This window comes from Actinomadura luteofluorescens (assembly GCF_013409365.1).
Lineage (GTDB): Bacteria > Actinomycetota > Actinomycetes > Streptosporangiales > Streptosporangiaceae > Spirillospora > Spirillospora luteofluorescens.
The window spans coordinates 5,272,120-5,298,687 of the sequence record NZ_JACCBA010000001.1 but is presented as its reverse complement, the minus strand read 5'-3'; the positions used below and the strand labels follow the sequence as shown (position 1 = coordinate 5,298,687).

Genomic DNA, 26,568 nt, shown 5'->3' with positions numbered 1-26,568 from the left:
CGCCCCCGCCTTCAGCCCGCTTTCACACCGGCTTCAACCAGCCCGCGCGCCTGAAAGTCACCAGGTCAGGGGCAATGCGTCCAGGCCCAGGACGAGGCTTGCGTGCTCCACGGGCGCGGCGCCGGGGGCGATGCGGTAGTCCGGGATGCGGGCGTGCCATTCGCGGAGCGCGATCTGGAGTTCGAGCCGGGCCAGGTGCGCGCCGAGGCAGCGGTGCGGCCCCGCGCCGAAGGCCAGGTGGCGGGCCGGCGGGCGGTCGATGTCGACGGTGGAGGCGGCGGGGACGGCCCGTGGGTCGCGGTTCGCCATGGCGGTCGGGAGCATCACCATCTCCCCCGCCTTCATCGGGCAGCCGCGCAGCTCGACGTCGCGGGTGAGCTTGCGGGCGGGCAGGACGGGCGCGTAGACGCGGAGGAACTCCTCGATCGCGTCCGGGATGACGTCGGGGTCGGCGGCGATGCGGGCACGGTCGGCGTCCTGCCTCGCCAGGTGCCAGAACGTGTAGGAGAGCTGGGCGGCGACGGTGTCGAGACCGGCGAGGAAGAGCAGGACGCACAGCTGGAGCAGCTCGTCGTCGGTGACGGGCCGCCCGTCGACGGCGAACCTGGTCGCGGCGCTGACCAGGTCTTCGCGCGGACGGGCGCGGCGGTCCCGGATGAGTTCGGTGAGGCAGGCCGTCAGCGCCGCCATGGCCTCGGCCCGTCCGCCGGTGGAGGGCTGCGAGTGCAGGATGGCGCGCTCCCACCTGAGGAACTCCTCCAGCCTCTCGGTGGGCAGGCCGACCAGCTCCAGGAAGATGGCGGTGGGGTACAGGCGGGCGAAGTCGGCGACGAAGTCGCACGAGCCGCGGGAGGCGAAACCGTCGATCAGGGCGGCGCAGTGCCGGGTGACCCGGTCCTGGAGGACGGCGGCGGCCACGGGGGTGAAGAACGGCCGGAGCAACCGCCGCCACGTCGTGTGCAGTGGCGGGTCGAGCATGACCGGGATCCACTGGTGCGCCGGGTCGGGGTCGATGACGGCGATCGCGCGGCTGGAGAACGTCTCCGGGTCCTGGAAGGCGGCGAGGATGTCGTCGTACCGCGTCAGCACCCAGAAGCCGGGCCCCGCGGTGCTGCGGAACGCCGGATGCGTCTCGCGTAACTCGTCCATCCGCTCATGGGCCGTCCCGGCGGGCCTCGGTCCGGCGAACGGATCGAAGCCCACCCGCGGTCCGCCTGCCTCGCTGCGTTCCGTCCCGTCCTCCACGCGGCCTCCCCTCACAGGGTGTGTTCCGTTGGCCAGGATGACACGAGCCGTCCGGGACGTCCGCCCTCAGGCGGGCGGCAGGTCGGCGGTCCGGGGCCTCGGCGCCGGGCGGGTGAGCGTGGTCGTGAGGAGGAGCGCCAGGAGCGCGGCCGTGAGGAGGAGGGTCCCCGGGATGCCGATGGCGGGGGCGGCGAAGGTCGCGAGGAGGACCAGGACGGCCGCGGCGACGAGGAACCCCGGATACGCGTTCATGCGCCGCATCGGGGTGTGCAGCACCCACAGCATGACCAGGACGACGGCGACCGGCACGGTGACGGAGCCGGCCACCAGCAGCGTCCCCGCCTCGATGTGGCGGCCGGAGGAGGCCACCGCCGTCTCCAGGCCGGCGCCGATGGCGGCGAGCGCGGCGAACACGAAGTAGTGGCCGTACCCCCAGAGGAAGGACCGGTCGCGGCGGCGCTCCAGGCCCTCGCCCGCCGGCTCGGAGAAGTAGATCCACCAGAGCGCGAACAGGATGGCGAGCCCGGCGAGGGCGATCGTGACGAGGGCGCCGCCGATCCCGTGCTCCACGGCGTCCTGCACCGCGTTCGTGGAGGCGAGCACGCTCTCCCCCAGCAGGATGATCGTGAACAGCCCGTATCGTTCGGCGATGTGGTGCGGGTGCCAGGTCGTCATGCCGGGCCGCTCCGCGATCGGCGGGACGGCCAGGTCGAGCGCCGCGCAGACGAAGAACACCCACATCGGGCCCTGGTCCGGCAGGGCGAGCCGCGCCACCCAGAACACCTGGACGACCGACAGCCCGACCGCGTACCGCAGGGCCGTGGCGCGGCCCTCGGGATGCGCGGCGGCCGCCCGCAGCCAGAGGGCGACCAGGCCGACGCGCATGACGAGGTAGCCGATCGTCACGGTGGTGAAGTCGCCGTCGAACGCGTCGGGCACCCCGGCCGCGAGGATGAGGACGCCCGCCATCTGCACGAACGTCATGAGCCGGTACGGGACGTCGTCGGTGTCGTAGGCGGAGGCGAACCACGTGAAGTTCATCCACGCCCACCAGATCGCGAAGAACGTCATGAGGAACGGCGCGAGCGAGCCCTCCACGTGGCCGCCCTCGATGGCGTGGGCGAACCGCCCGGCGACCTGGGACACCGCGGCGACGAACGTCAGGTCGAACAGCAGCTCCAGGGGGCTGGAGACGCGGTGGGGTTCACCCAGGTCGCGAGCGACCATGGGGGTGCGGAGCGGCGCCATGGCGCACACTCTAGGGCCGCTCACGGCCGGTCAGAGGAAGGCGGGGCCCCGGCGCAGCAGCGTCTCGTAGAGCATGTGCTGGACGTTCTCGCGCACGTGGTCGGTGATCTCGAAGACCGTCATGGGGTCGTCGGCGGCGTCCGCGTCGTAGCCGTCCAGCGTCATCGGCTCACCGAACCGGATCACCCACTTGGACGGCAGCGGGACGAGCCCGGCGGGGCCGAGCAGCGGGAACGTCGGCGTGACCGGGAAGTAGGGGAGGCCGAGGAGGCGGGCCAGCGGGCGCAGGTCGGCGATCTTGGGGTAGATCTCCTCGGCGCCGACGATGGCGCACGGCACGATCGGCACGCCGGCGCGCAGCGCGGTGCCGACGAAGCCGCCGCGGCCGAAGCGCTGCAGCTTGTAGCGCTCGGAGAAGGGCTTGCCGACGCCTTTGAAGCCCTCGGGGAAGACGCCGACCAGCTCGCCCTTGCCGAGCAGCCGGGCGGCGTCGGCCTGGCAGGCGAGCGTGTGGCCGGCCTTGCGCGACAGATGCCCGAGCAGGGGGATCTGGTAGACGAGGTCGGCGCCGAGCAGGCGGACCTGCCGGTCGGCGTGGTCGTGCAGGGCGACCGACAGCATGAGCGCGTCGAGCGGGATCGTGCCGGAGTGGTTGGCGACGAGGAGGGCGCCGCCCTCGGGGATGTTCTCCAGGCCGTCGAGTTCGACGCGGAACCAGTGCTCGTAGAGGGCGCGGGCCAGCGGGAGGAGGACGGTGGAGTTGAACTCGGGGTCGAAGCCGAACTCGTCGACCTCGTACTCGCCCGTCAGCCGGCGCCGCAGGAACGCCAGCCCGGAGGCCAGGGTCTGTTCGAACTGGCCGCGCTCGCCCGGACGGCCGTCACCGGGCGCGTCGTCGCCCGGAGGGTCCTCGCGGACCGCGGCGAGCCGGATGACCTGCGCGCCCTCATCGTCCCCGGGGTGCGCGTCGTTCATCATCTCGGCTCTCCTCTCAGGCGGGTCCAAACGGCTCAGGCCCGTCCCAGCAGGGACGCCAGGCCGCCGCGGACGAAGCCCCGGGCGGCGGCGAAGTCGGCGAAGGCGGCCTCGGAGCTGTACTTCGGGTGCCACGCCAGCTCGCGTTCCAGCGCGGTGGTGTCGAGGACCCGGCCATAGGTCAGCCAGCGCAGCAGCTCCGGCGAGAACCCCGACAGGCCCGCGAAGCGGCGCCCCATGTCGCCGAGCACCGAGATGGACGGCGACGGGACGGGCAGGTAGGGCCGCCCGGCGCGCCGGAGGGCCTGCGACAGCAGCAGCACGCCGTCGCCGGCGACGTTGTAGCAGCCGGGGTGGTCCTCGACCGTCATGCGCCGCAGCACCTCGACGCCGTCGTCCTCGTGGACGAACTGCAACCGAGGGTCGAACCCGAGCACGGTCGGGACGACCGGCAGGCGCAGGTACCGGGTGAGGGGCGAGTCGACGCCCGGGCCGAGGAAGTTCGCGAACCGCAGCACCGACACGGCCAGGTCGGAGCGCCGCCGCATCAGCCCGCGGACGTATCCCTCGACCTCGACGGCGTCCTTGGCATAGCCGGACCTGGGCGCCTCGACGGGCTCGTCCCGCTCGGTGAACACGGCCGGGTCCATCGGGGAGGAGCCGTACACGGCCGCCGACGACCGTACGACCAGCTTGCGCATGTCGGGCGAGCGCTGGCAGGCCGCGAGCAGCTGCATCGTCCCGATGACGTTCAGCTCCTTGACCTTCGCCCGCGGAACCGAGGAGGACGTCACCAGGTTGAGGTGCACCACCGTGTCCACCGCCGCCGACGCGATGATCTTCGCGATGCCGGGCGTGCGGATGTCGACCCGGACGAACTCGGTGCGGCCGAGCGACGCGTCCGGCGGCACCGTGTCCACCCCGATGACACGCTCGATGCCCGGGTCGGCTTGCAGGGTGTTCGCGACCCGCGCCCCCAGGAAACGGGAGACGCCCGTGACGAGGACGACACGGGCCGCGGCGGCGGGCATGGACGACACTGGGCCCTACCCCTTCACGGCTGGACGGCCGGTGTGGTCGCTACTTCTTGTTGCGGCGCTGGATGCGCGTCTTCTTCAGAAGCTTGCGGTGCTTCTTCTTGGCCATCCTCTTGCGGCGCTTCTTGATGACAGAGCCCACGGAACCTCGCTCGGAGTCTCGGGTGATGTGCAGGAGACGGGCGTGCCGCTGGAGAGCGAGTCTCGGCAAGCGCGCACGGTCCGAGGCCCCAGGGTACCGCTGCGTGGGTGGAGATCATGCCGCGGCCTGCCCCGCGGCCCGGGGACGGCCGGCACGGACGGCGGCCGGCACCGCGCGTCGCACGGCGCCGGGCACCGTCCCTTCCGGGCGGGCGTGGCCTGCGGCCATCGCCCGTCCGTCCGGTGTCCGGACCGTTCTGCCGGTCCTCGTCCTGCTTCCCCAGCTTCGGGACGGCCCCTCGGGACCTTCCCGACGCCCCCTGCACGGCCGGGTACTGAGTTCGCGGCGGGGTCATGCCCCGCCCCTACCCGTTATCCGGCTTCGATGTACGCGTCGCGCAGGTAATCGTGGACGGCCTGCTCGGGAACCCGGAACGAGCGGCCCACGCGGATCGCGGGCAGTTCGCCCGAGTGGACGAGGCGGTAGACGGTCATCTTGGACACCCGCATCACCGCCGCCACTTCGGCGACGGTCAGGAACCTGACCTCGCTCAGAGGTCGCTCGCCTGAGGTCATCGGACGCCCTCTTCCACACGTGCCGCGCACCGGCCCTTCGGGTGACTTTGATCACGCACGTGTACTTCCTCCAGCGTAAATCGCGTACCGGCAGTCGCAAGAGGGGAGTTCCGCACATTTCCGTATCCGACCTGACCGTGGGGATACAGTGCTGATTCCCTACGGAGGGTGGACGCGACGGTACCGCGCGTGTCCCGACGAACATTTGTTAACCAGAACCCCGAGATGACCGGCGGTTCCGCTGCGCCAGACGCCTCTCCGCACGCTCATGCGCCTCGTTACGGCAGCCCTGTCACAGGGCGTGACAGGCGAGAAGCCGCCACCCAGGAGTCCCCCCGGAGTAAGCCTCCGGACGGGCGGCCCGGCCGGCCTCTCAGCCGGCCGGCCGCAGGCCCGCGCGATCAAGGATGTACGCGGTCAGGGGCGCGTAGTGGTGCGCGGAGACGCCGTCGTCGAGCGGGACGACCACGTCGATCTTGCCCTCGGCGGCCCCGGCGAACAGCGCCGGGTCGTTACAGTCCGCGAACCCCACGGTGTCGATGCCCGCCTGCCCGGCGGCTCCGGCCCACCCGTGGTCGGCGATGGCCAGATCCGGCCAGATATCTGGTTTAGCTTCCGAATTTTCGCCGGACCCGCTAGCGGCGAGCTCCCTGAGCATGGCCTCCATCGGATGCGGGTCGTGCGTGTGGTGCGTGCGGAGATCCTCGCCCTCCAGCATCGCGACGCCCGGAGCGGCGTAGACGATGCGGCGCAGCTCCGAGCCGCCGTACCCGGCGTCGACCTCGTAGGTCCAGCCGGCCGCGGGCGTCAGCACCCGGCAGCCCGCCTCCCGCAGCGCCCCCGCGACCGCCTGGTACAGCGGCGTCAGCGTGGACGGATGCCCGGTCGCGAGGACCACGCGCTCCCGGCGCCGCGCCGCGAGGCCGATGCGCTCCCCCATCGCCTCCAGCGTGTCGAGCGTGATCTCGGGATCGATGGTGTCGTCCCCGTACAGATGCATCGGATCGGGGTCGACGCCGCACCGCTCGACCATCATCTCCAGCACCGACCGCTCCGACCACGACGGCTTCAGATCCAGGCCGAACTGGTAGTACGGGTCGCCGCCCGCCATGCGCCGGAAGTGCAGCAGGTTGTTCTGCCGCGGCGTGGCCACGTCGCCGGCGATCATCGTTCGCACGAGGTGGGCGCGCAGCTCGTCCCTGGTGGGCACGGGGCCTCCGGACGCGGGGGTCGTCTGGTTCATGGGCGGGTCTTCATGGGCGAGGGGTCTCCGGAGGCTTCACTCGTCGGTCATCGGGTCGAGGCCGTGCTCGGGGAACACCGCGCGGCGCGTCGCCAGCACCGCCTGGTCCACGGGGCTGCCCGGGTCGTAGCCGTCCCCCCACCTGCTGACCTCCACCGTCTCCGTCCCGTCCGTCATGCGGCGCGGGGCGATCTCCTCGGTCCGCTGCCGGACGAACTCGCGCCAGTCGTCCGGGGTCGCCGTTTCCGGCGGGACGGGGCCGCCCGCCGCCTCGGCGAGCAGGTGCGTCCACGCGCGCGGGACGACCTGGACCAGCTCGTATCCGCCGCCGCCGGTGAGGACCCACCGGCCGCCCGCGGTCTCGTGCGCCAGCCGGTGCAGCAACGCGTACGCCGTCCGCTGGCCGTCCACGCTGAGGATCAGGTGGGCGAGCGGGTCGAGCGCGTGGCCGTCGGCGCCCTGCTGGGTGACGAGGACGTCCGGGCGGAACCGGCGCAGCAGCGGCGGGACGATCGCCTCGAACGCGCGCAGCCACGGCCGGTCGCCGGTGCCGGGCGGCAGCGAGATGTTGACCGAGGTGCCGTCCGCGCCGGTCTCGTCCGGGAAGCCGGTGCCGGGGAACAGCGTCCGCGGGGACTCATGCAGGCTGATCGTCAGCACGCGCGGGTCGTCGTAGAAGGCCGCCTGGACGCCGTCGCCGTGGTGGACGTCGATGTCGACGTAGGCGACGCGCTCGGCGCCGTTCTCCAGGAGCCACGCGATCGCGACGGCCGGGTCGTTGTAGACGCAGAACCCGCTGGCGGCGTCGCTCAGCGCGTGGTGCAGGCCGCCGGAGATGTTCGCGGCGTGCTCGGCGCGGCCCGTCCACACCGCCTCGGCGGCGGCCACCGACGCCCCCGTGACCAGGGCGGACGCCTCGTGCATGCCGAGGAAGACCGGGTTGTCGGGGGTACCGAGGCCGTGCCCGGGCTCGGGCAGCCCGGTGGCGCCGGAGTGCTTGACCGCCGCGATGTAGGACTCCTCGTGGACGAGCCGGAGCAGCTTGTCGCCGGCGGCCTCGAACGCCGAGACCCGCACGTTCGGGCGGTCCAGGACGCCGAGCCCGCGGGCGAGCGCCATCGTCAGCTCGACCCGCACCGGGTTCATGGGGTGGCCGGGACCGAAGTCGTAGGAGATGAGCCGCTCGTCCCAGAAGATCTCCAGTTCGCAGTTCTCGGGACCGGCGGACTGGGACGAATCGGGACTGCTCATGACCTCACGGTATCGCGCAGGGCACGTGACCTGGCCCACAGCTCCCGGCACGCGGACGCGGCGGGGCACCCGCCCGGAGGCCGCCGCCCGCAACACACTTGTGACGTGAGTTACATGCCGGAAACGGGCATACATCCGTCAGGCAGATATCTCCTACGGGGGGTGCAAATTGGACGGCGACCCCAGCGTTCGCAGCCGAGCGATCAGCAACGCGCTCCGTCTGGGCGTCCGTCCGTTCCTGCACTACCTTCCTGGCCACGCGACCAGCATCCGCACCGCGCGCTCGACGGTGGACGCCGCGTCCCTGCTGCTGCGGCACAGCCCCCACGTGCGGGTCGAGTCGCTGAACGACCCGGCGCCCGGGGGCGACGGCGGCCTCCCGGTCAGGGGCGAGTGGATCGTTCCGCGCGACGCGGTCGAGGAGAACGCCCCCGGCGCCGTCCTCTACCTGCACGGCGGCGGCTACGTCTTCTGCTCGCCGCGCACCCACCGCCCCATCACCTCGCGGCTCGCGCTCGACACGGGCCTGCCGATCCTCGCCCCGCGGTACCGGCTCGCGCCCGAGCACCCGTTCCCGGCCCCGCTGGAGGACGCCGTCGCCGCCTACCGCTGGCTGCTCGATCGGGGCGTTCCGGCGTCCGGCATCGTCCTCGCGGGCGACTCGGCGGGCGGGCACCTGTCCGCCGCGCTGACCGGCGAACTGTGCCGCCAGGGCCTGCCGGGCCCGGCCGGGCTCATGCTGTTCTCCCCGTGGGTCGACCTGACCTGCGAGCTGTCCATGGACGCGCAGAGCCGAGCCCGCGACCCCTACATCAGCGCGTCCTCGGCGCGCCGGATCGCCCGCCTCGTCGTGGGGCCGACCGGGTTCGAGGACCCGCGGCTGGCCCTGCTCACGTGCGCCTGGAACGACATGCCGCCCATCCTCATCCAGGTGGGCGGCGCCGAGGTGCTGCGCACCGAGGCCGAGGCGTTCGCCGACGCCCTGCGCCGCACCGGGGCCCACTGCGACCTGCAGATCTGGAAGGGGCAGATGCACGTCTTCCAGATCCTGAACCGCGTGCTCCCTGAGGCGAACGCCGCCATGCGCGACGCCGCCCACTTCGTCCGGACCGTGACGGGCGGGACGGGCAAGCACCCCAGGGCGAGGAAGCGCTCGAAGGCCGCCTAGTCCCGGCGATCCGTCCGTTTCTCCAAAAGCCCGGCCAGAAGGGCGGCCGCGTGGTCGGCCATGAACCGCGGGACCCGCGCCTTGAGCAACGCCCTGTGCAGGGCGGACGCCGGGAACGGCATGCCGGTCGGACGCTCGCGCCGTTCTTCCATCCGGGGCCCCCAGACTTCCAAGATCAATTCGATGGTAGCCCGGCGGACCCGGTCACACCGCCGAAATCGTGATCTTCTCCTACGCCCCGCACGGACCTCGTCACGCTCGGTCCCCATCGCGGGGCGTCACCCCACGGGCTTTCGCTCCGCGCGCCGTTTCGCCTCCCGCGCCTTGGGAGGGGACCGTCGGATGATCGCCGCAGCGGCCCGGCCGGGCCGGCGGCGGCCCGGGTCAGAAGCGGCCGGCGGGTTCGGGGTCGGGGATCTCGTCGCTCGCGCGGCGGCCGCGTCCGGCGGCGAAGAGGCCGACCAGAGCGGCCAGCGCGGCGCCGCCCTCGCCGGCGAGGCTGATCGTCTTCTCGGCGTACCAGACGGGTTCGTGCATGTCCGGCAGCGGGCCGAGCGCGCCCACGTCGACGTAGTAGTAGAGCACGACGGCGCCCGCCGCACTGGCCGCGACGACGAAGGCGAGCGCGTACGCCCAGCGCGTCGCGTAGGTGAGGACGATCACCGCGACCACCCCGGCGACCGCGGCCTGGACGCGGAACAGCAGGTCTCCGTCAATGGAGCCGCCCTGCACGAAGGCCATGTCGGGCGCGAACTTCCAGTGCACGATCGCATCGGCCGCCAGCCCGGCGGCGACGATCAGGCGGAGTATGAGTCCCATACCTACTACACGGACGCGGCCCCGGCCCGGCTCAATGGTCGGAGACGGACATCCCCGGGGCGCGCCCGTCCCGGGTCAGCCGCTCGCGAGCTCGCGCCCCCGGTTGCGGGCCGCCTCGATCGCCTCCAGGACGGCGGCCCTGACGCCGTGCCGCTCCAGCTCGCGGATCGCCGAGATCGTCGTCCCGCCCGGGGACGTCACGGCCTCGCGCAGCAGCACCGGATGCTCCCCGGAGTCGCGGAGCATGACGGCGGCGCCGACGGCCGACTGGATGACCATCTCCAGCGCGGCGGCGCGCGGCATCCCGAGCAGGATGCCCGCGTCCACCATCGCCTCGACGAGGTAGTAGAAGTACGCCGGCCCGCTGCCGGACAGGGCCGTGGCGCCGTCCTGAAGCGACTCGGGGATGCGCAGCACCTTGCCGACCGGCGACAGCAGCTCCTCGGCCAGCTTCAGGTGCTCCTCGCCGGCGTGCGACCCGGGCGAGATGACGCTCATCGCCTCGTCCACGTGGACGGGCGTGTTCGACATGACGCGGACGACGGGCACCCCGTCCGGCAGCCGCTCCTCGACGAACCCCGTCGTGATGCCCGCCGCCATCGAGATCACCAGCCGGCCGGCCGGCACGTGCGGGCCGACCTCCTCCAGCAGGGCCCCCATGTCCTGCGGCTTCACCGCGAGGACGAGCGTCTCGGCGGTCGCGGCGGCCTCCGCGTTCGACACGATCTGCACGCCGTAGCGCTCCCGCAGCAGCGCGCCCCGCTCCTCCCGGCGCGCGGTGGCGATCAGCTCGGACGGACGGCGGCCGGCCCGGAGCACCCCGGACAGCAGCGCCTCGCCCATCTTCCCGGCACCCAGAATCGCGATCATCGACATACCTTGACGTGGGGTTCCAAAGACCCGTCCAGCCTATCGCCGGGCCGGGCCGGGCGGCGCCGTCCGGCGACCGGCGCTCGGACCGCCCTCGGAGCCCTAAGAGCGCCCGACGAGGGAGCGCATGAAGAAGCGCAGGTTGGCGGGCCGCTCGGCGAGCCGGCGCATGAAGTACTGGTACCACTCGCGCCCGTAGGCGACGTAGACGCGGACCTGCGCGCCCTCCGCGGCGAGGCGGCGCTGCTCCTGCGGGCGGATCCCGTAGAGCATCTGGTACTCGAAGGTGTCGTCGTCGCGCTCGTTCAGCACCGACAGCGCGCCGGCGATCTCTATCAGCCGGGGGTCGTGCGTGGCGAGCATCGGGTAGCCCTTGCCTGCCATCAGCACTTTCATGCACCGCACGTACGACCTGTCGACCTCCTCCTTGTCGGTGAAGGCGACCGCCGCAGGCGCCCCATAGGCGCCCTTGCACAGCCTCACCCGCGAACCCTCGTAGGCCAGGTCCGCGCAGTGCTCCTCTGCGCGACGCAGGTACGCCTGGACGACCGCACCCACGTCCGGGTAGTCACGCCGCAGTTCGTGGACGGTAGCCAGCGTCGAGTCGACCGTCGTGTGCTCTTCCATGTCGATGGTGACCGTCGTGCTGGCCGAGCGGGCGGCGGCGCACACGCGTCGCGCGTTCTCCAGAGCGAGGTCTTCGTCGAAGGTCTGGCCGATGGCCGACAGCTTGAGGGACACCTCGGCGCGCCTCCCGAGCCCGGAGGCGCCCAGCCGTCCCAGAAGCTCGACATAGTGGGCGGCGTTCGCCTCTGCGCGGCCCTCGTCGTGGGTGTCCTCGCCCAGGACGTCCAGGCTGACGAGCAGGCCCTCGTCGGTCAGCCCGCCGGTGACGCGCAGGGCGTCGTCGATCGTCTCCCCGGCCACGAAGCGGCGGACCACGTCACCGGTGAACGGCGCGGTCTCCACCACCCTGCGCGCGCCGCCGCTGCGCGACGCGACCAGCAATGCCTGACGAAGCACTGTGCGAACCCCTCGTCCCCTGGGCCTACCGTCCCAGGTTATGCCGCCGGGGCCGGGCGCTCACGACACGGTGCCGAGGCTGTTGCCGGCGCCGTACTGCTGGACGTACTCCTTCATCCGCGCGGTCTTGACCGCCTCGAAGAGGGCCTTCGCCTTCCCGCCGTCCAGGAACACGACGCTCTGCCGCTTGCGCATGCCGGTGCCCTTGTGCGGCAGCGTCATGAACATCACGTCCGACGGGCGGACACTGCGCATGCCGAGCGCCAGCGAGCGCAGGTCGCCCGCCGACACCCCCTCGTCCACGCTGATCGACTTGGTGAGCGCCGACAGGAACCGGTCGAGCTTGAGCGGGTTGGTGAGCGTGCCCCGGTCGGCGGCCTGCTTGGCGAGCGCGCCGAGGAACGCCTGCTGCCGCTTGATCCGGTCGAAGTCGCCGTTCGGCAGGTTGTAGCGCTGCCGGACGAACAGCAGGGCGTCCTCGCCGTTCAGCTTCTGCCGACCCGCCTCCCAGCGCTTCTTGCGCGCCGGGTCGTACACGCCCTGCCTGATGTTGACCGTGACGCCGCCGAGCGCGTCCGTCATCGACTTGAAGCCCTCGAAGTCGATCGCGCCGTAGTGGTCGATGCGGATGCCGGTGAGGCTCTCCAACGTCTCGATCAGCAGCTTCGGCCCGCCGAACGAGAACGCCGCGTTGATCTTCTGCTGCCCGTAGCCGGGGATCTCCACCCACGAGTCGCGCGGGAACGAGATGATGTAGGCCTTCTTCCGGTCCGCCGGCAGGTGCAGCAGCATGATCGTGTCGGTGCGCTGCTGCCCCGGCTTCCAGACCTGGTTGCCCTCGCCGGTCGTCGCGTCGGCCCGCGAGTCCGAGCCGACGAGCAGCCAGTTCTCCGTCCCCTCGACGTTGGCGCCCGGACGCTTCTGGGCGTCGTCCGGCATCACGCCCTTGATCCGGTCGATGTTGCCGTTGTAGGACGACTGCCGCTGCCACGCCAGCCCGCCGAGACCGGCCACGACCAGCGCCACGAACACCCCCACGGCGATCAGGACGCGGGGCCAGCGCCGCTTGCGCCGCGTCTCGCCGCCGCCGTCCGAGCCGCCCCAGAACGCGGCGTCGGCGTCCCCTCCCGGGGCGCCCGGAGCGCCCGGAGCCTCGGGCCCCGCGGGCGCGGGCGCCCCCTCGTCGGGCCTCGGCGGCACCTGGGAGCCGTGAAGATCAGGGGAGGTCATGGCGCGAAGCTACCAGCAGCACCGGGCAGGGATGGCCGACTTCGGCCCACCTGTCCGGTTGCGGCGTAACCGGACGTCCGTGTAAACCCGGCCCCCCGTTCGCGGGTCGTTCGCCGGGCGCTCACCCGCTCCGGCGGCGCAGGGTCACCGCGCCCAGCAGGAGCGCGACCACCACGAACGCGGCTATCACGGAGACGTCCAGGGCCAGGGTGCCGGTGAAGTCCGGACTGGCGCCGATCTCCTGCATGCCCTCGACCGCGTAGGACAGCGGCAGGACGTCCGCGATCGCCTGGAGCCAGGACGCCATCTCCCCGCGCGGGATGATCAGGCCGCAGAGCAGCAGCTGCGGCAGGACGAACGCGGGCATGAACTGGACGGCCTGGAACTCGGTCCGGGCGAACGCGCTGGCGAACAGCCCGAGGGCCATGCCGAGCAGCGCGTCCAGCAGCGAGACCAGGACGAGGGACGCCAGCGAGCCGTTCAGGTCGAGGCCGAGCCAGGTCAGCGACACGGCCAGCACGACGGCGACCTGGACGAGCGCGAGCAGGCCGAAGGCCAGCGCGTAGCCGAGCAGCAGGTCGAGCTTGCCGAGCGGCATCGTCATCAGCCGTTCGAGGGTGCCGCTCGTGCGCTCGCGGAGGGTGGCGACGCTGGCCACCACGAACATGACGGTGAACGGGAACAGGCCGAGCAGCATGGGCCCGATCCGGTCGAAGGCCGCCGGCTGGTCGAACACGTACCGCAGCAGGATCATCAGCAGGGTCGGCACGCCGATGAGCAGGGCGAGCGTGCGGTGGTCGTGCTTGAGCTGCGCCAGGATGCGCCGCATCGTGGCGAACGTGACGGCGGCGCTCATGAGGGGCTCCCGGCCTTCTCGTGGATCAGGTGGAGGAACGCCCCTTCGAGGTCGGGGGCGCCGGTGCGCGAGCGCAGGCCGTCCGGCGTGCCGTCGGCGAGGACGTCGCCCTCGCGCATCAGCAGCAGGCGGTCGGTGCGTCCCGCCTCGTCCATGACGTGGCTGGACACGACCAGGGTGGCGCCCCGTTCGGCCAGCTCGCGGAACAGCTCCCACAGCTCCTGCCGCAGCACCGGGTCGAGCCCCACGGTCGGCTCGTCCAGGACGAGCAGCTCGGGCGCGCCGAGCAGGGCCACGGCGAGGTTGGCGCGGCTGAGCTGCCCGCCCGACAGCGTCGCCGCCGTCTGGTCGCGGCTGCGCCCGAGGCCGACCTCGTCGATGACGCGGGCCACGTCCGAGCGCGGCGCGCGGAGGACGGAGGCGAAGTAGCGCAGGTTCTCGGCGACGGTCAGGTCGGCGTAGACGGCCGGCGTCTGCGTCGCGTACCCGACGCGGCGCCGCAGGCCGGGCGACCCGGCGGGCTCGCCGAGCACGGTCACCGCGCCGCTCCGCACGATCTGGACGCCGACGATGGCCCGCATCAGGGTCGTCTTCCCGCAGCCGCTCGGGCCGAGCAGGCCCACGATCGAGCCGCGCGGGACGTCGAAGGTGAGCCCGTGCAGCACCTCCCGGCCCCCGCGGTCGATCCGCAGGTCGCGCACCTCCACCGCGGGGGCGGACGCATCCGCCGGACTAGAACTCATCATGTGTTGAATTTAGGCCGACACGGGGCCACGGTCAAGAGGCCGAAGGGCCCATCGGAAGGGGGCTCGCCAAAGAGGCCCGTCAGGAGCGGAAGGAACGTCGAAGGGCGGCGGAGCGCGCGGGCTCAGGAGGCGAGGTAGCGCTGGAGGGTGGGGGCCACCAGCTCGACCAGCTCGTCCTCGGAGGCGGAGGCCAGGGGCTCGACGCACAGCACGTAGCGCAGGATCATCAGCCCGATCATCTGGCCGGCGGCCGCCTGGATCGCCAGCGGCGCCGCCTCCGTCGCCTGCGAGGCCCGCCCGAACAGCGCCGACGTGACGAACTCGCGCAGCAGCACCACCGCCCGCTCGTTCGTCATCGCCGAGCGGAGCATCGCGAGCATCGGGGCGCGGCGGTCCTCGTCCCCCCAGACCTGGAGGAACGTGCGGACCATCGCCTCGCCGATGCGGTCGCGGGGGAACGACATGATGTGCGGCAGCAGCACGCTCGGATCCACCGGGAAGCGCATCGCCTCGACGAACACGCCCTCCTTGTTGCCGAAGAAGTGGTGCACCAGCGCGGGGTCGACCTGCGCGGCGCGGGCGATGGCGCGCAGCGACGCGCCGTCGTAGCCCTTCTCGGCGAACAGGTCCCGCGCGGCGGCCAGGATCTTCTCGCGCGTCTCGGTCGGGCCCGGCCTGCGGCCCGGGCCCCGGCCGCGCGTCCCGGCCCCCGCCTCGCTCACCGGCGGACGCCCCGGCGGGTGATCTCCCCGGCCGAGGTGACCTCCCACGTGTGGGCGGCGGCGGCCAGGTGCAGGCGCGCGAACGCGAGGGCCTCGGCGAGGTCCTCCATCCGCTCGATCCGGCTGGACGCGCGCCGCGTGTTGACCTCCAGGACGACGTGGCCCTTGAAGCCGCCCTCGGCGAGGTTCTCCAGCATCGCCCCGCACGGCTGGTTGCCCCGGCCCGGGACGAGGTGCTCGTCCTTGTTCGTGATCCCGACACCGTCGGCGAGGTGGATGTGGCGCAGGCGGTCGCCCAGGCTCCCCGCCATGTCGATGGCGTCCGAACCCGAGACGGCGGTGTGCGACAGGTCGAGGGTCACGTACGGGTAGTCCTGGTCGACGGGATTCCAGTCGGGCAGGTACATGCCCGCCTCGGCGCCGCGCGCCTTGAGCGGGAACATGTTCTCCACCGCGAACAGCACGTCCGTCTCGTCCTGCATGCGGGCGAGGCCCTCGACGAACTCCTTCGCGTAGTCGCGCTGCCAGCGGAACGGCGGGTGCACGACGACGACCTCCGCGCCCAGTTCCTCCGCGACGTCCTTGGAGCGCACCAACTTGCCCCAAGGGTCGCGTCCCCAGACCCGCTGGGTGAGCAGCAGGCACGGCGCGTGGATCGACTTGATGGGGACCTGGTGGTAGTCCGACAGCCGGCGCAGGACGTTCAGGTCCTGGGACGAGGCGTCCGTCGAGACCATCACCTCGATGCCGTCGTAGCCCAGCAGCGAGGCGATCTCGAAGGCGCTCGGGACCTTCTCCGGGTACACCGACGCGGTGGACAGCGTGATCGGCGCGTCCGGTACGCGGAGCGCCGGTGAAGGGGCGCCGTTGTGCTGCGGTGCCAAGGCTTCCTCGCCATGAATGATCGCTCGGCTGTGTCGTAGAAGAGAGCCTATGCCGCGACGGGCGTGATGAGACACTCGCCGGGAGTGATCTCGCTTGCTCCGCCGGAGCCGCCGCTACCCTCTGTCTCCGTGGCCGAGATCGCGCGGGGCGCCGTGCCCAGCCCCAACATCTGGAACTCCCCCCAGGTCTACGAACTGGAGAACCGCGCCGTCGACCCCGACGGCGTGCTGGCCGCCGCGATGCGCGCCATCCGTCCCTGGGACGGCGCCGACGTCCTCGACGTCGGCTGCGGCACCGGCTTCCACCTGCCGTTCTTCGCCGAGGACGCGCGGCGCGTGATCGGCGTGGAGCCGCACGCCGGGCTCGCCTCCGCCGCCGCGCGCCGGACGCGGGACCTTCCCAACGTCACCGTGCGCACCGGCACCGCGCAGGCACTGCCGATCCCGGACGCGTCCATCGACGTCGCCCACGCGCGGTGGGCCTACTTCTTCGGCCCCGGATGCGAGCCGGGCCTCGCCGAGCTGGACCGCGTCGTCCGGCGCGGCGGCGCGATCCTCATCATCGACAACGACGCCACCCGCTCCACGTTCGGCCGCTGGTTCCAGCGGAGCCTGCCGAAGTACGACCCCGCCGCCGTCGAGCGTTTCTGGACGCGGCGCGGCTTCCACCGGGAGCCGCTGACGATCCGGTGGGCGTTCCAGAGCCGCGACGACCTGGCCGCCGTCCTGCGGATCGAGTTCCCCCGCGATCTCGCCGACGCCTGCCTGCGCGAACACCCCGGCCTTGAGGTGGACTATGCCGTGAATTTGTGGTGGCGTTGCCCCTGAGTTACCAGTCAGTTGGCCATCCGGGAGGAACGCACCATGGGTCGCGCCGCCGCCACGAGCCGAGCCACCGCCGGGAGGGCGCTCGGCGGTCTCCTCGCCGCCACCGCCCTCGGCGCGGCCGGCGCCGGCGCCGGGCTGGTCGCCCAGCGCCGCGCCATGCGCCGCCTGCAACTGCGTCCCGACCCGTTCGCGGGCGAGCCGTTCGGGTCGCTGCGCGGCCGCCCCCTGCCCGTCCGCGCCGACGACGGCACCCGCCTCTACGCCGAGATCGACGGCGAGGACCGCACCGACCTCGCGGTCGTGTTCTGCCACGGCTGGACGCTCACCCAGGACTCCTGGCACTTCCAGCGCAAGGCCCTGCGCGGCCTCGGCCGCCTCGTCTTCTGGGACCACCGCGGCCACGGCCGCTCCGACGGCGGCGCCCGCGACGGCTACGCCGTCCCCCGGCTGGCCCGCGACCTCGGCGCCGTCATCGAGGCGACCGTCCCCGCCGAGACGCCCGTCGTCCTGGTCGGCCACTCGATGGGCGGCATGACCATCATGCGGTACGCCGACGAGAACCCCGGCCTGGTCGGACGCAAGATCCTCGCGGCCGGGCTGCTGTGCACCTCGTCCGGCGGCCTCGGCGAGGTCACGCTCGGCATGCCCGCGCTCATCGCGCGCACCACCCACCGCCTCGTGCCCGCCGCCCTCGGCGCGCTCGGCGCCGGCTCGGGCGTCATCGAGCGCGTCCGCCACCTCGGCCGCGACGCCGCCGCCCTCGTCGAGGACATGGTCGCCTTCGGCCCGGACGCCAGCCCCGCCGCCGTCGCCTTCGCCGAGCAGATGATGGCCGACACCCGCATGGACGCCTTCGCCGACTTCTTCCGCTCCATGATCACCACCGAGGTGATCAGCGAGTGCGCGTCCCTCGGCGGCGCCGACACCCTGGTCATCGGCGCGGAGAACGACCTGCTCACCCCGGTCGAGCACAGCCTGAAGATCGCCTCCTGCGCGCCGTCGGGGCGGCTGGAGGTCGTGCCCGGCGCCGGGCACATGGCCATGCTCGAACGTCCCGGCGTCGTGTCCGACCACCTCGGCGACCTGATCGAACGGGCCCGCAAGGAGAGCTGACCCCCCGCCGCGCCCGGGCGCGGGGTGAATACTGTCGGTGCCCGGCCCTACGCTTCCGCGCATGGCGAAGGCGAAGACGGCCAAGGCCGCCTACCGGTGCTCGGAGTGCGGGTGGCAGACCTCCAAGTGGGTCGGGCGCTGCGGTGAGTGCCAGACATGGGGAACGGTCACCGAGGCCGCGTCGGCGACCCCGGCCCGGGTCGTGTCGGCCGGGCCGGTCAGCTCGCCGGCCCGCCCGATCGGGCAGGTCGACGTGCGCTCCGCGCAGACCCGTTCCACCGGCCTCGACGAGCTCGACCGCGTCCTCGGCGGCGGCATCGTGCCCGGGGCCGTCCTGCTGCTGGCGGGCGAGCCCGGCATCGGCAAGTCGACGCTGCTGCTGGAGGTCGCCGCCCTGGCCTCGACGGCGTCCGGCGGCTCCGAAGGCTCCGGGGGCCCGGCGGGCTCCGAGGGCTCGCCGAGCGGGAACGTCCTGTACGTGACGGGCGAGGAGTCGGCCGAGCAGGTCCGGCTGCGCGCCGACCGCGTCGGCGCGATCACCGACCGGCTGTACCTGGCGGCCGAGACGGAGCTGTCGGCCATCCTCGGCCACATCGAGTCGGTCGATCCCGGGCTGCTCGTCGTCGACTCCATCCAGACGATCGGCACCTCCGAGGCCGACGGCGCGCCCGGCGGCGTCACCCAGGTCCGCGAGGTCGCCGCCAACCTGATCAGGGTCGCCAAGGAGCGCGGCATGACCGTCGTGCTGGTCGGCCACGTCACCAAGGAAGGCTCGATCGCCGGGCCGCGCCTGCTGGAGCACCTGGTCGACGTCGTCCTGTACTTCGAGGGCGACCGGCACTCCCGGCTCCGCATGATCCGCGCCATGAAGAACCGGTACGGCCCCACCGACGAGCTCGGCTGCTTCGACCTGTCCGAGGTCGGCATCGTCGGGCTGCCCGACCCGAGCGGCCTGTTCCTCACCCGCCGCGAGGAGGCCGTCCCCGGTACCTGCGTCACCGTCACCCTCGAAGGGCGCCGCCCCCTCGTCGCCGAGGTGCAGTCGCTCGTCGCCAAGTCGCACCTGCCCGCGCCGCGGCGCGCCACCTCCGGCCTCGACACCTCCCGCGTCGCGATGGTCCTCGCCGTCCTCGCGCAGCGCTGCAAGATCTCCATGCACGAGCAGGACGTGTACGTCTCCACCGTCGGCGGCGTCCGGCTCGCCGAGACCTCCGTCGACCTGGCCCTCGGCCTCGCCGTCGCGGGCTCCACCGTCGAGCAGGCCCTGTCCACCAGCCTCATCGCGCTCGGCGAGGTGGGCCTCGCCGGGGAGGTCCGCATCGTGCCCGGCGTCCAGCGGCGGCTGGCCGAGGCGGCCCGGCTCGGATTCAAGTACGCCGTCATCCCACGCGGTTCCCTCGAACTCGCCGACGGGCCCCTCAAACGCGCGGATCCGCAGCTCAGCAGCTACGAAGGCATGAAAGTGATGGAGGTCGACAGCCTCCAGCAAGCGCTGCAGGTCGCGTTTACCGCGCCCTGACGGGCGTCCCGCCAGAGTATTACTCCACACAACGCACGCTTGCGACCTGGGGAGGAACCAGTGCGCGGCCCGCCTCGGTAAACTGGCGCCCGTCCAGCGACCTCCGGGGGCCAGGTGCCATCACACGACAAGGGTCATGACGAACGACGCCGCGCCACACTGGCAGCGGTGGCTCCCGGCACCCAGATCCGGGACGGACTGGAGCGCATCCTGCGGGGCCACACCGGCGGCCTGATCGTGCTCGGCTACGACAAGCCCGTCGCGGAGCTGTGCACGGGCGGCTTCGAGCTCGACGTCGAGTTCTCCGCCACCCGGCTGCGCGAGCTCGCCAAGATGGACGGCGCGATCGTCCTCGACGACAGCCACACCCGCATCGTCCGCGCCGCCGTCCACCTCGTGCCGGACTCCACCCTCCCCACCGAGGAGTCGGGAACCCGCCACCGCACCGCGGAGCGCGTCGCCCGCCAGACCGGCCTGCCGGTCATCTCGGTGAGCCAGTCCATGCACATCATCGCGCTCTACCTCGACGGCATCCGCTACGTCCTGGAAGACTCGGCGGCCATCCTCTCCAAGGCCAACCAGGCCCTGGCCACCCTCGAACGCTACAAGCTGCGCCTCGACGAGGTGTCCGGCACGCTGTCGGCACTGGAGATCGAGGACCTCGTCACCGTCCGGGACGTCAGCGCCGTCGTCCAGCGCCTGGAGATGGTGCGCCGCATCGCCGACGAGATCGAGGGCTACGTCGTCGAGCTCGGCACCGACGGCCGCCTGCTGTCCCTGCAGCTCGACGAGCTGGTCTCCGGCGTCGACGTCGACCGGCAGCTGATCGTCCGCGACTACCCGTCCGACGACACCCGCACCCGCGGCGTGGACGCCATCCTGTCCTCCCTCGACACCCTGTCGGCCAACGAGCTGCTCGACCTGTCCACGGTCGCCGAGGTGATGGGCTTCGCCGGCCCCGACGCCCTCGACCTGCCCGTCAGCCCCAAGGGCTTCCGGCTGCTCGCCAAGGTCCCCCGGCTGCCGAGCATGGTCGTCGAGCGCCTCGTCGAACACTTCGGCGGCCTGCAGAAACTCCTCGCCGCCAGCATCGACGACCTCCAGGCCGTCGGCGGCGTGGGCGAATCCCGCGCCCGCAGCGTCCGCGAGGGCCTCTCCCGCCTGGCCGAATCGTCCATCCTGGAGCGCTACGTCTGACCCTGTGCGGGCCCTCGGGAGGCGTCAGCGAAGGCTGAAGACCAGCTTCTTGGCCTTCACGCCTTTCAGGGTCGCCACGTAGGTGCCGGGACGAGCACGGACGGCGCCCTTGCAGTCGCGCCGGCGGTCCCAGACGACGTCGTCGACGTAGGGGATGCCGCGCCGGAGCGTCGCCTTGGGCGCGTCGCCCCTGCGGCACTTGGTCGACGACCAGACCCGGTCCGCGCCGGAAGTGATGCGGACGTCCAGCGCCCCCGTGTCGAACGCGCAGGAGCCCTCACCCGTGCTGACCACCGTGACCCGGAACTCCGGCCGCTCGGCCCCGGCGTAGACGTTCTTCGCGGCGGACATGTTGACCACGAGGTCACCGCGGTCGCAGGGGCCGCCGTCGGCCTGCTCCGGCGCGGGCGTGGTCGTCGTGGTGACGGTGACCGTCGGCATCGCGCTCGGCGGCGGAGGAGGGCGCGTGGCCTCGGCCGCACCCGCGGCGCGGCGCGGCTCGGCCTCCCCGCCACCTCCCTGGCATGTCCAGGCCAGCAGGCCGACGGCCCCAAGGACGCCCCCCAGGGCCCACACGCGCCGCCGCCAGTATCGATCGAGCCCAGAGCCATCCCGGTCGCGCTCAGTGTTCGCCCCCATGCGGGCAGTATGCATTCAGCGAACCAGGAAGAGCGGGCGACCCGCCGCATGCCACAATGGCGGCGCGCATGAACACCGAATCCGCCTACACCGCACCGATCCTCGCCTGGTACGACGCGAACGCCCGGGACCTCCCGTGGCGGGCGCCGGACACGACCCCCTGGGGCGTCCTCGTCAGCGAGATCATGCTTCAGCAGACACCGGTCTCCCGCGTCCTGCCCGTCTGGGACGTCTGGACGACGCGCTGGCCGACGCCCGCCGCGCTCGCCGCCGAACCGTCCGGCGAGGCCGTCCGCGCATGGGGCCGGCTCGGCTACCCGCGCCGCGCGCTGCGCCTCCACCAGGCCGCTTGCGCGATCACCGAACGGCACGGCGGCGACGTCCCCTCCTCCCACGAGGACCTCCTGGCGCTCCCCGGAATCGGCGCCTACACCGCCGCCGCCGTCGCCAGCTTCGCGTTCCGGCAGCGGCACGCCGTCCTCGACACCAACGTCCGCCGCGTCCTGGCCCGGCTGCTCTCCGGCGCCGAGTACCCGCCGAAGACGCAGACCAAGGCCGAGGTCAGGCTCGCCGAGAGCCTCCTCCCGCTCGACCCGCCGACCGCCGCCCGCTGGGCCGTCGCCGTCATGGAACTGGGCGCGCTGGTCTGCACCGCCCGCTCACCCCGCTGCGTCGACTGCCCCGTCATCGACAAGTGCGCGTGGCAACTGAACGGCCGACCCGCCTACGACGGGCCACCGCGAAGGGGCCAGACCTACGCCGGCACCGACCGGCAGTGCCGGGGCCGCCTCCTGGCCGTCCTGCGAGACGCCGACGAACCCGTCGAAAAACCGGCCCTCGACATCGTCTGGTCGGACGCCGTCCAACGCGAACGCGCCCTCGACGCCCTCATCGCCGACGGCCTGGTCGACCCCCTGGAAGACGGCCGCTACGCCCTCCCGGGCTGACCCTCCGGTCCGGACGGCCCCATGGACAGGTCGATCGAACCACCCCCAAGGGACTCAGAGGAGCTGACGACCGAGCGCAGCCACAGGCCGATCGCACCCGTGCCTGCCCTCGCAAACAACAGCCCTCTAACACACAAATATCCGCATAGACGAGATACAGGGGCGGGCCCCCGGACGCTACCGTCCGACCGGAGCGCACCTATACCCCCCTTCAGGAAAGCGGGAGGCCGGACCTCTGGGCACAAATGTCAGAACGGACGAGCTCCAGCAGGCGCCCCACCCAGTTTCGGCCTCTATCTCCGCGCGTGATCCAGTGGTCGGAGTCGATCCCGCCGTACCCGATCGGCGCGTCGCCCGTACCGAGCAGGATCTCCGCCAATTCCGGATGCTGCGCGTATTTCGCACGCATGAGTCCGGCCATCACCGCCGTCCTGGCCTGCGGCCATCCCTGGACGCGGGACGCCTCCTCTGCGATCTTCTGGGCGTCGTAGGGCCGTTCGGACGCGCGGATCCGCTCCCGGACCTCGGGATCCTCAGCGGACAGAGCCCAGTAGGCGTGCGTGACCGACGGGTAGAGGACGCCGCCGACCTCGATCGGGGCCGGGTAGTCGTTCTGCAGCGCGTCGATTCCCGGGTCCTCCGGCCACCCTCGCGGAAACACGCGTCCGCCAAGGTGAATCGTCCCGCTCGAAGGTTCCGGCGGATCGTCCGCCGACCGCTTCGACTCGTATTCCGCGCGAGCGCGCTTCTCCTCGGCGAAGTAGTCCAGCGCCCATTCCCGCATGGCTTCGGTGACCACATCATCGTCGAACCAGCCACCGATCGGGCGCTCCCCGACATCGGTGCACAGGAAGACCAGCGGGCGGTCTTTGTTGTCCATGTCGCCGAGCGAGTAATGGCGTTTGTGGGCGGGGATCGCCAGGTACGCCTCGCGCAGCGCCAGCCGGTCGGCCTCGTCCCGCGACTCCAGGTACCGGTCCAGCAGCGCCAGGCACCGGTCGGTGGAATCCGGACGCTCGTTCAGCCGCTCGATGTCGTCGGCCACCTCCCCCAGCAGCATCTCCGGGGTGAGGCCGAACATCGGCTCGGCGGCCTTCCACCGGCCCAGCTCGAACGCGCTGATCTCACCACCGTCGGGTACCTCCGTCACGACCCACCCGCATTCGAGCTTCTCGCGGAGGCCCTCCAGGTCGACCCACTCCCAGCAGCTGATGGCGCCGTCCGCGAACACCAGAAGGTTCGTGAGGTGGTACGAGACGTTGTGGATGAAGATGGGCCGCGCCACTCCCTCGATGCGCCGCCCGTCCTCGATCCGGTGGATCCGTAGCAATACGAGAACTCCTCAATCTCGTCCAGCGCGGCCGAGCGACCGCCGCCCCACCCAGGTGCGACACGACCGCGCATCGGGCCGATCATGGGCCGATCTCCCCACACCGGTCAACGAAAATTCGTTCGTCAACTCAGGCCGCGGGCTCGTACCGTACGCCAGTGCGCGATCTCCTGACCCTGCCCAAAGCACACCTGCACGTCCACCTCGAAAGCACCGTTCGCCGAGCCACCCTCCGCGAGATCGGCGCCGCCAACGGCGTGCAGGTCCCCGACGACGTCGGCGCGTTCGGCGACTTCGCCTCCTTCTTCGCGCAGAACGGCCTCGTCCGCGACTGCCTTCAGAAGCCCGATGACTTCCGCCGCATCGCCTACGAGTTCTGCCAGGACGAGTCGGCCCAAGGCGTCCGGTACGCCGAGGTCTCGTTCACGGCAGCCGCCCACGGCGAGCGCCTCGGCGACCTCGACATGCCCCTGACGGCCGTCCTGGAGGGCCTTGAGGCGGGCCAGGAAGCCTTCGGCATCGAGTGCCGCCTGATCCTCGACCACTCCCGCCGCCGCTCCGTCGAGCGCGCCTGGCGGACCCTCGACCTGGCCCGCCGCCACGACCGCGTGGTCGCCGTCGGCCTCGCCGGCGACGAGGCCCACCCCGGCGACCCGTTCACCGAGGTCTTCGACGCCGCCCACGACGCCGGACTCCACATCGTCCACCACGCAGGCGAGGGCGAGGGCCCGGCCAGCATCCGGCAGGCTCTCGGCCCCGGCCGCACCGAGCGCCTGGGCCACGGCATCCGGATCCTGGACGACCCCGACCTGGTGGCCGAGGTCCGCGAACGCGGCATCCCCCTGGAGGTCTGCCCGTCCTCCAACGTCGCGCTGGGCTTCGTCCCGTCCCTGGACGCGCACCCCCTCCCCCGCCTCCGCGAAGCCGGGCTGCTGGTCACCCTCAACACCGACATCCCCGCCCTGATCAACACCCCTCTAGCAACCGAGTACGCCCACGTCCGCACCACCTTCGCTTACGACGACCCCACCCTGGCCGCCCTGGCCCAAGCCGCCGTAACCGCCTCCTTCGCCCCACCCCAGACAAAGAAGACCCTCCAAGACGCAATCCAAACCTGGCTAACAACCCCACCGCCGTAGCCCGGCGACCTGAAACACCCCCGCCAACAAGCAGCTCATCAAGGCGCACAACACCCCCCTAGCGGCCCCCCACCTCCGCTGAACAACAACCGCACACAGCCCGAGCAGAGGGCGACGGCGAACGGCCACCGCCGCGGTCCCAACGACCGCGCACGGCGACCCGCCGACGGCGACACCCGCCGCCAAGGCCGCACGCCCGCGCGGCGACGCGGGCCAGCGCGGCGACGCGGGCCAGGACCCCGCCGCGGCCTTAGGCGAGCCCGAGGGAGGCTTTCCGGTGGTGTTTCCGGCGCCTCAGCCGGAGAACGGGCACCTGTCGCCGCCGTTCGTGGCCGCGCGGCGGTCGCCGCCTGCGTATCCACTGGGAGATCCGCGACGACCCCACCACGCGCCCGTCACCCTAGGCTGCACCGTCATCTGGAGCGACGACTTCGCACCGCACTCTGTTGAAGGCAAGGGCAGAAGCGCCCCAGGGAATGGCCCGTTCGAGGCGTCAAAACGCACACGTGGCAGTCACCCCCCCGCTCAGCCTCACATCCAGGCTTCCAGCACATCGACCTCACAGCCTGGCGCGAAGGGGTCGAACCCGTGCTCGATCAGCCAGCGAACCGCCAGCAGGCTCCGCAACGACCACCACGCGTAGATCACGTCGAGGTCGACATCGATGCCATAGCCGGCGATGACGTCATCGAGGTGCTCCTCGTGTCCGAGCGTGAAGGTCGCGAGGTCGTACAGGGCATCACCCTGGCCTGCCTCGGACCAGTCGATGATGCCCGTGACCTCGTCGCCGTCGACGAAGACATGCGCGATCTGCAGGTCGCCGTGCGTGAACGCCGGAGTCCAGGGCCGGAGCGCGGCCTCGGCGACTTGGCGGTTGCGGGTGACCAGGTCGGCGGGCAAAGTGCCGCTGGTCACGAGCAGCTCGCACTCCTCGTCGAGTTCCGCAGTCAGCGCGGCGATGCTCCGTCCCGCCCGGCCGGGCCTGGACGGCAGCGGCGCGTCGTGCAGCTTCCGGATGGTGGCGCCCGCCGCCGCCCACGCCGCCGGCGACCCGGTCGACGGCCCGCCGAGCCGCCCAAGCGTCGTCCCCGGAAGCGCGGCGATCGCGAGCGCGGGCGGCTTGTGCCACAGCACCTCCGGCGTCGGGACCGGCGCGAGGGACATCGCCTCGACCTCGACGTCGATGCGCGCCTGATCAGCGTCCACCTTCAGGAACACGTCACCCACGCGCAGAGTCGCACGCTCGGAATGGGCGACGACGACCTCGACCTCATCCATGGGCGACCACTATCTCGGGAGCACCCACCGAAGTCGCCTGGTTATTCGCGTGCGACTACGCGGCTGACCGCGTCCCGCCAAACGGCCTCATGTAAGACACCGCCCTCTGACCAGGCCAAGCCCACCACCACACTGTCTAACTCACCAACATCGCCGCCAACCAAGCCACACACAGTCGACACACTCAGCCCACACGCCACACGGGCCAGCCTTCGAGGCCCGTCCGTGACTGCCCCAGCCGGGCTGACAACGACCCCAAAGCCACACATAGGACGAATCCCGTCAGGCCCCAGATGCGACTCTGAGAAGCCTTGGACGTCCACCGGCGACTGCCGCCACCGCTCGCCATCAAGCAGCGCGGATCGCGGAGGCAAGCGCCCTCAGTCACGTGCCGCCTGGGCAGCCAGAGAGGCAGAACAACGCAACGGCCGCGGCGTGTTCATTAGGCCGGCGACCTCAGCCCCCGCACCAACCACGCGGCAACCTCCGGGCCTCGATCAAGTCCGAAAGCAGGTTCAGGCTCGCGAGAACCTGACCGCGCAGC

Annotated in this window: 27 protein-coding genes; 7 read left to right on the top strand and 20 right to left on the bottom strand. The window is 72.0% G+C overall.

Translation table 11 applies throughout. From position 1 onward, the window contains the following. Window positions 1-57: 57 nt before the first annotated feature. From BJY14_RS47345 to BJY14_RS24570, 8 genes are all read right to left on the bottom strand, one after another. Window positions 58-1,245 carry a cytochrome P450 gene (locus BJY14_RS47345; RefSeq protein ID WP_312879387.1) on the bottom strand — a complete coding sequence of 396 codons (1,188 nt, stop codon included), beginning with the start codon at window positions 1,243-1,245 and terminating at the stop codon, window positions 58-60. Between the two features lie 66 nt (window positions 1,246-1,311). Then, entirely contained in the window at window positions 1,312-2,493 is a 1,182-nt protein-coding gene (locus tag BJY14_RS24600) for a low temperature requirement protein A (RefSeq protein WP_179845786.1), read from the bottom strand. Window positions 2,494-2,523: 30 nt separating this feature from the next. After that, on the bottom strand, window positions 2,524-3,471 hold the full coding sequence (locus BJY14_RS24595) for a lysophospholipid acyltransferase family protein (RefSeq protein ID WP_179845785.1): 948 nt from the start codon (window positions 3,469-3,471) through the stop codon (window positions 2,524-2,526). 32 nt (window positions 3,472-3,503) lie between these two features. After that, window positions 3,504-4,499: an NAD-dependent epimerase/dehydratase family protein gene (locus BJY14_RS24590; protein WP_179845784.1), complete on the bottom strand. Its 996-nt coding sequence runs from the start codon at window positions 4,497-4,499 to the stop codon at window positions 3,504-3,506. Window positions 4,500-4,548: 49 nt separating this feature from the next. Beyond that, window positions 4,549-4,647, bottom strand: a complete 99-nt coding sequence (locus tag BJY14_RS24585; protein ID WP_018654693.1) for a 30S ribosomal protein bS22 — start codon at window positions 4,645-4,647, stop codon at window positions 4,549-4,551. A 371-nt stretch (window positions 4,648-5,018) separates the two neighbouring features. Then, window positions 5,019-5,222: a helix-turn-helix domain-containing protein gene (locus BJY14_RS24580; protein WP_021591693.1), complete on the bottom strand. Its 204-nt coding sequence runs from the start codon at window positions 5,220-5,222 to the stop codon at window positions 5,019-5,021. Between the two features lie 373 nt (window positions 5,223-5,595). After that, on the bottom strand, window positions 5,596-6,465 hold the full coding sequence (locus BJY14_RS24575; protein WP_179845783.1) for a phosphatase: 870 nt from the start codon (window positions 6,463-6,465) through the stop codon (window positions 5,596-5,598). A gap of 36 nt (window positions 6,466-6,501) precedes the next feature. After that, window positions 6,502-7,716 (bottom strand): acetoin utilization protein AcuC, encoded by a 1,215-nt coding sequence (locus BJY14_RS24570; RefSeq protein ID WP_179845782.1) that lies wholly within the window; start codon window positions 7,714-7,716, stop codon window positions 6,502-6,504. Between the two features lie 169 nt (window positions 7,717-7,885). On the opposite strand from BJY14_RS24570, the gene BJY14_RS24565 reads away from it, so the two are divergent. Continuing rightward, window positions 7,886-8,884, top strand: a complete 999-nt coding sequence (locus BJY14_RS24565; RefSeq protein WP_218905580.1) for an alpha/beta hydrolase — start codon at window positions 7,886-7,888, stop codon at window positions 8,882-8,884. Here the strand turns inward: BJY14_RS24565 and BJY14_RS44545 are convergent. The 9 genes from BJY14_RS44545 to BJY14_RS24525 form a co-directional block, all read right to left on the bottom strand. Next, on the bottom strand, window positions 8,881-9,036 hold the full coding sequence (locus BJY14_RS44545; RefSeq protein ID WP_218905579.1) for a hypothetical protein: 156 nt from the start codon (window positions 9,034-9,036) through the stop codon (window positions 8,881-8,883). The genes BJY14_RS24565 and BJY14_RS44545 overlap by 4 nt on opposite strands. Window positions 9,037-9,268: 232 nt before the next feature. Continuing rightward, window positions 9,269-9,703: a hypothetical protein gene (locus tag BJY14_RS24560; protein WP_179845781.1), complete on the bottom strand. Its 435-nt coding sequence runs from the start codon at window positions 9,701-9,703 to the stop codon at window positions 9,269-9,271. A 75-nt stretch (window positions 9,704-9,778) separates the two neighbouring features. After that, the gene (gene proC / locus BJY14_RS24555; protein WP_179845780.1) at window positions 9,779-10,573 is read right to left on the bottom strand and encodes a pyrroline-5-carboxylate reductase; all 795 of its coding nucleotides are present in this window, start codon (window positions 10,571-10,573) and stop codon (window positions 9,779-9,781) included. A 102-nt stretch (window positions 10,574-10,675) separates the two neighbouring features. Continuing rightward, window positions 10,676-11,596, bottom strand: coding sequence for a proline dehydrogenase family protein (locus BJY14_RS24550; RefSeq protein WP_179845779.1), 921 nt, complete (start codon window positions 11,594-11,596; stop codon window positions 10,676-10,678). A 60-nt stretch (window positions 11,597-11,656) separates the two neighbouring features. Beyond that, entirely contained in the window at window positions 11,657-12,826 is a 1,170-nt protein-coding gene (locus BJY14_RS24545; protein ID WP_179845778.1) for an LCP family protein, read from the bottom strand. A gap of 121 nt (window positions 12,827-12,947) precedes the next feature. Then, window positions 12,948-13,682 carry an ABC transporter permease gene (locus BJY14_RS24540; protein ID WP_179845777.1) on the bottom strand — a complete coding sequence of 245 codons (735 nt, stop codon included), beginning with the start codon at window positions 13,680-13,682 and terminating at the stop codon, window positions 12,948-12,950. Continuing rightward, complete coding sequence (locus BJY14_RS24535) at window positions 13,679-14,428, bottom strand: ABC transporter ATP-binding protein (RefSeq protein WP_246396076.1); 750 nt, start codon at window positions 14,426-14,428, stop codon at window positions 13,679-13,681. The genes BJY14_RS24540 and BJY14_RS24535 overlap by 4 nt, the downstream gene beginning before the upstream one ends. Window positions 14,429-14,550: 122 nt before the next feature. Continuing rightward, on the bottom strand, window positions 14,551-15,150 hold the full coding sequence (locus BJY14_RS24530) for a TetR/AcrR family transcriptional regulator (protein ID WP_179845776.1): 600 nt from the start codon (window positions 15,148-15,150) through the stop codon (window positions 14,551-14,553). Beyond that, complete coding sequence (locus tag BJY14_RS24525) at window positions 15,147-16,034, bottom strand: sugar phosphate isomerase/epimerase family protein (RefSeq protein WP_179845775.1); 888 nt, start codon at window positions 16,032-16,034, stop codon at window positions 15,147-15,149. Before BJY14_RS24525 ends, BJY14_RS24530 begins: the two co-directional genes overlap by 4 nt. A 129-nt stretch (window positions 16,035-16,163) precedes the next feature. On the opposite strand from BJY14_RS24525, the gene BJY14_RS24520 reads away from it, so the two are divergent. From BJY14_RS24520 to disA, 4 genes are all read left to right on the top strand, one after another. Then, a complete protein-coding gene (locus BJY14_RS24520) occupies window positions 16,164-16,862 on the top strand; it encodes a class I SAM-dependent methyltransferase (RefSeq protein ID WP_312879386.1) in 699 nt (232 codons plus the stop codon). 36 nt (window positions 16,863-16,898) lie between these two features. Then, the gene (locus BJY14_RS24515; protein WP_179845773.1) at window positions 16,899-17,975 is read left to right on the top strand and encodes an alpha/beta fold hydrolase; all 1,077 of its coding nucleotides are present in this window, start codon (window positions 16,899-16,901) and stop codon (window positions 17,973-17,975) included. Between the two features lie 61 nt (window positions 17,976-18,036). Beyond that, window positions 18,037-19,494, top strand: a complete 1,458-nt coding sequence (gene radA, locus BJY14_RS24510; protein ID WP_179845772.1) for a DNA repair protein RadA — start codon at window positions 18,037-18,039, stop codon at window positions 19,492-19,494. A gap of 114 nt (window positions 19,495-19,608) precedes the next feature. After that, entirely contained in the window at window positions 19,609-20,691 is a 1,083-nt protein-coding gene (gene disA, locus BJY14_RS24505; RefSeq protein ID WP_179845771.1) for a DNA integrity scanning diadenylate cyclase DisA, read from the top strand. A 24-nt stretch (window positions 20,692-20,715) separates the two neighbouring features. Here disA and BJY14_RS24500 read toward each other — a convergent pair whose 3' ends face one another. Further along, entirely contained in the window at window positions 20,716-21,267 is a 552-nt protein-coding gene (locus tag BJY14_RS24500; RefSeq protein ID WP_179845770.1) for a hypothetical protein, read from the bottom strand. Window positions 21,268-21,398: 131 nt separating this feature from the next. On the opposite strand from BJY14_RS24500, the gene BJY14_RS24495 reads away from it, so the two are divergent. Continuing rightward, window positions 21,399-22,277 (top strand): HhH-GPD family protein, encoded by an 879-nt coding sequence (locus tag BJY14_RS24495; protein WP_179845769.1) that lies wholly within the window; start codon window positions 21,399-21,401, stop codon window positions 22,275-22,277. Between the two features lie 211 nt (window positions 22,278-22,488). Here the strand turns inward: BJY14_RS24495 and BJY14_RS24490 are convergent, their stop codons facing one another. Continuing rightward, window positions 22,489-23,607, bottom strand: a complete 1,119-nt coding sequence (locus tag BJY14_RS24490; protein ID WP_179845768.1) for an NADAR family protein — start codon at window positions 23,605-23,607, stop codon at window positions 22,489-22,491. A gap of 158 nt (window positions 23,608-23,765) precedes the next feature. Between BJY14_RS24490 and add the strand changes: the two genes are divergently transcribed. After that, window positions 23,766-24,746, top strand: a complete 981-nt coding sequence (gene add / locus BJY14_RS24485) for an adenosine deaminase (protein WP_179845767.1) — start codon at window positions 23,766-23,768, stop codon at window positions 24,744-24,746. Window positions 24,747-25,277: 531 nt separating this feature from the next. On the opposite strand, the gene BJY14_RS24480 is transcribed toward add, so the two are convergent. Then, window positions 25,278-26,024 (bottom strand): phosphotransferase family protein, encoded by a 747-nt coding sequence (locus BJY14_RS24480; protein WP_179845766.1) that lies wholly within the window; start codon window positions 26,022-26,024, stop codon window positions 25,278-25,280. Between the last annotated feature and the right edge of the window lie 544 nt (window positions 26,025-26,568).

Excerpts from the sequence above, each read along its gene's own strand:
- BJY14_RS24590 (WP_179845784.1), bottom strand. The coding sequence starts at position 4,499 with ATGCCCGCCGCCGCGGCCCGTGTCGTCCTCGTCACGGGCGTCTCCCGT.
- BJY14_RS24560 (WP_179845781.1), bottom strand. The coding sequence starts at position 9,703 with ATGGGACTCATACTCCGCCTGATCGTCGCCGCCGGGCTGGCGGCCGAT.
- proC (WP_179845780.1), bottom strand. The coding sequence starts at position 10,573 with ATGATCGCGATTCTGGGTGCCGGGAAGATGGGCGAGGCGCTGCTGTCC.
- BJY14_RS24495 (WP_179845769.1), top strand. The coding sequence starts at position 21,399 with ATGAACACCGAATCCGCCTACACCGCACCGATCCTCGCCTGGTACGAC.
- BJY14_RS24575 (WP_179845783.1), bottom strand. The coding sequence starts at position 6,465 with ATGAACCAGACGACCCCCGCGTCCGGAGGCCCCGTGCCCACCAGGGAC.
- BJY14_RS24580 (WP_021591693.1), bottom strand. The coding sequence starts at position 5,222 with ATGACCTCAGGCGAGCGACCTCTGAGCGAGGTCAGGTTCCTGACCGTC.
- BJY14_RS24545 (WP_179845778.1), bottom strand. The coding sequence starts at position 12,826 with ATGACCTCCCCTGATCTTCACGGCTCCCAGGTGCCGCCGAGGCCCGAC.
- BJY14_RS24535 (WP_246396076.1), bottom strand. The coding sequence starts at position 14,428 with ATGATGAGTTCTAGTCCGGCGGATGCGTCCGCCCCCGCGGTGGAGGTG.
- BJY14_RS24600 (WP_179845786.1), bottom strand. The coding sequence starts at position 2,493 with ATGGCGCCGCTCCGCACCCCCATGGTCGCTCGCGACCTGGGTGAACCC.
- radA (WP_179845772.1), top strand. The coding sequence starts at position 18,037 with ATGGCGAAGGCGAAGACGGCCAAGGCCGCCTACCGGTGCTCGGAGTGC.
- BJY14_RS24570 (WP_179845782.1), bottom strand. The coding sequence starts at position 7,716 with ATGAGCAGTCCCGATTCGTCCCAGTCCGCCGGTCCCGAGAACTGCGAA.
- BJY14_RS24480 (WP_179845766.1), bottom strand. The coding sequence starts at position 26,024 with ATGGATGAGGTCGAGGTCGTCGTCGCCCATTCCGAGCGTGCGACTCTG.
- BJY14_RS24595 (WP_179845785.1), bottom strand. The coding sequence starts at position 3,471 with ATGATGAACGACGCGCACCCCGGGGACGATGAGGGCGCGCAGGTCATC.
- BJY14_RS24515 (WP_179845773.1), top strand. The coding sequence starts at position 16,899 with ATGGGTCGCGCCGCCGCCACGAGCCGAGCCACCGCCGGGAGGGCGCTC.
- BJY14_RS44545 (WP_218905579.1), bottom strand. The coding sequence starts at position 9,036 with ATGGAAGAACGGCGCGAGCGTCCGACCGGCATGCCGTTCCCGGCGTCC.
- BJY14_RS24540 (WP_179845777.1), bottom strand. The coding sequence starts at position 13,682 with ATGAGCGCCGCCGTCACGTTCGCCACGATGCGGCGCATCCTGGCGCAG.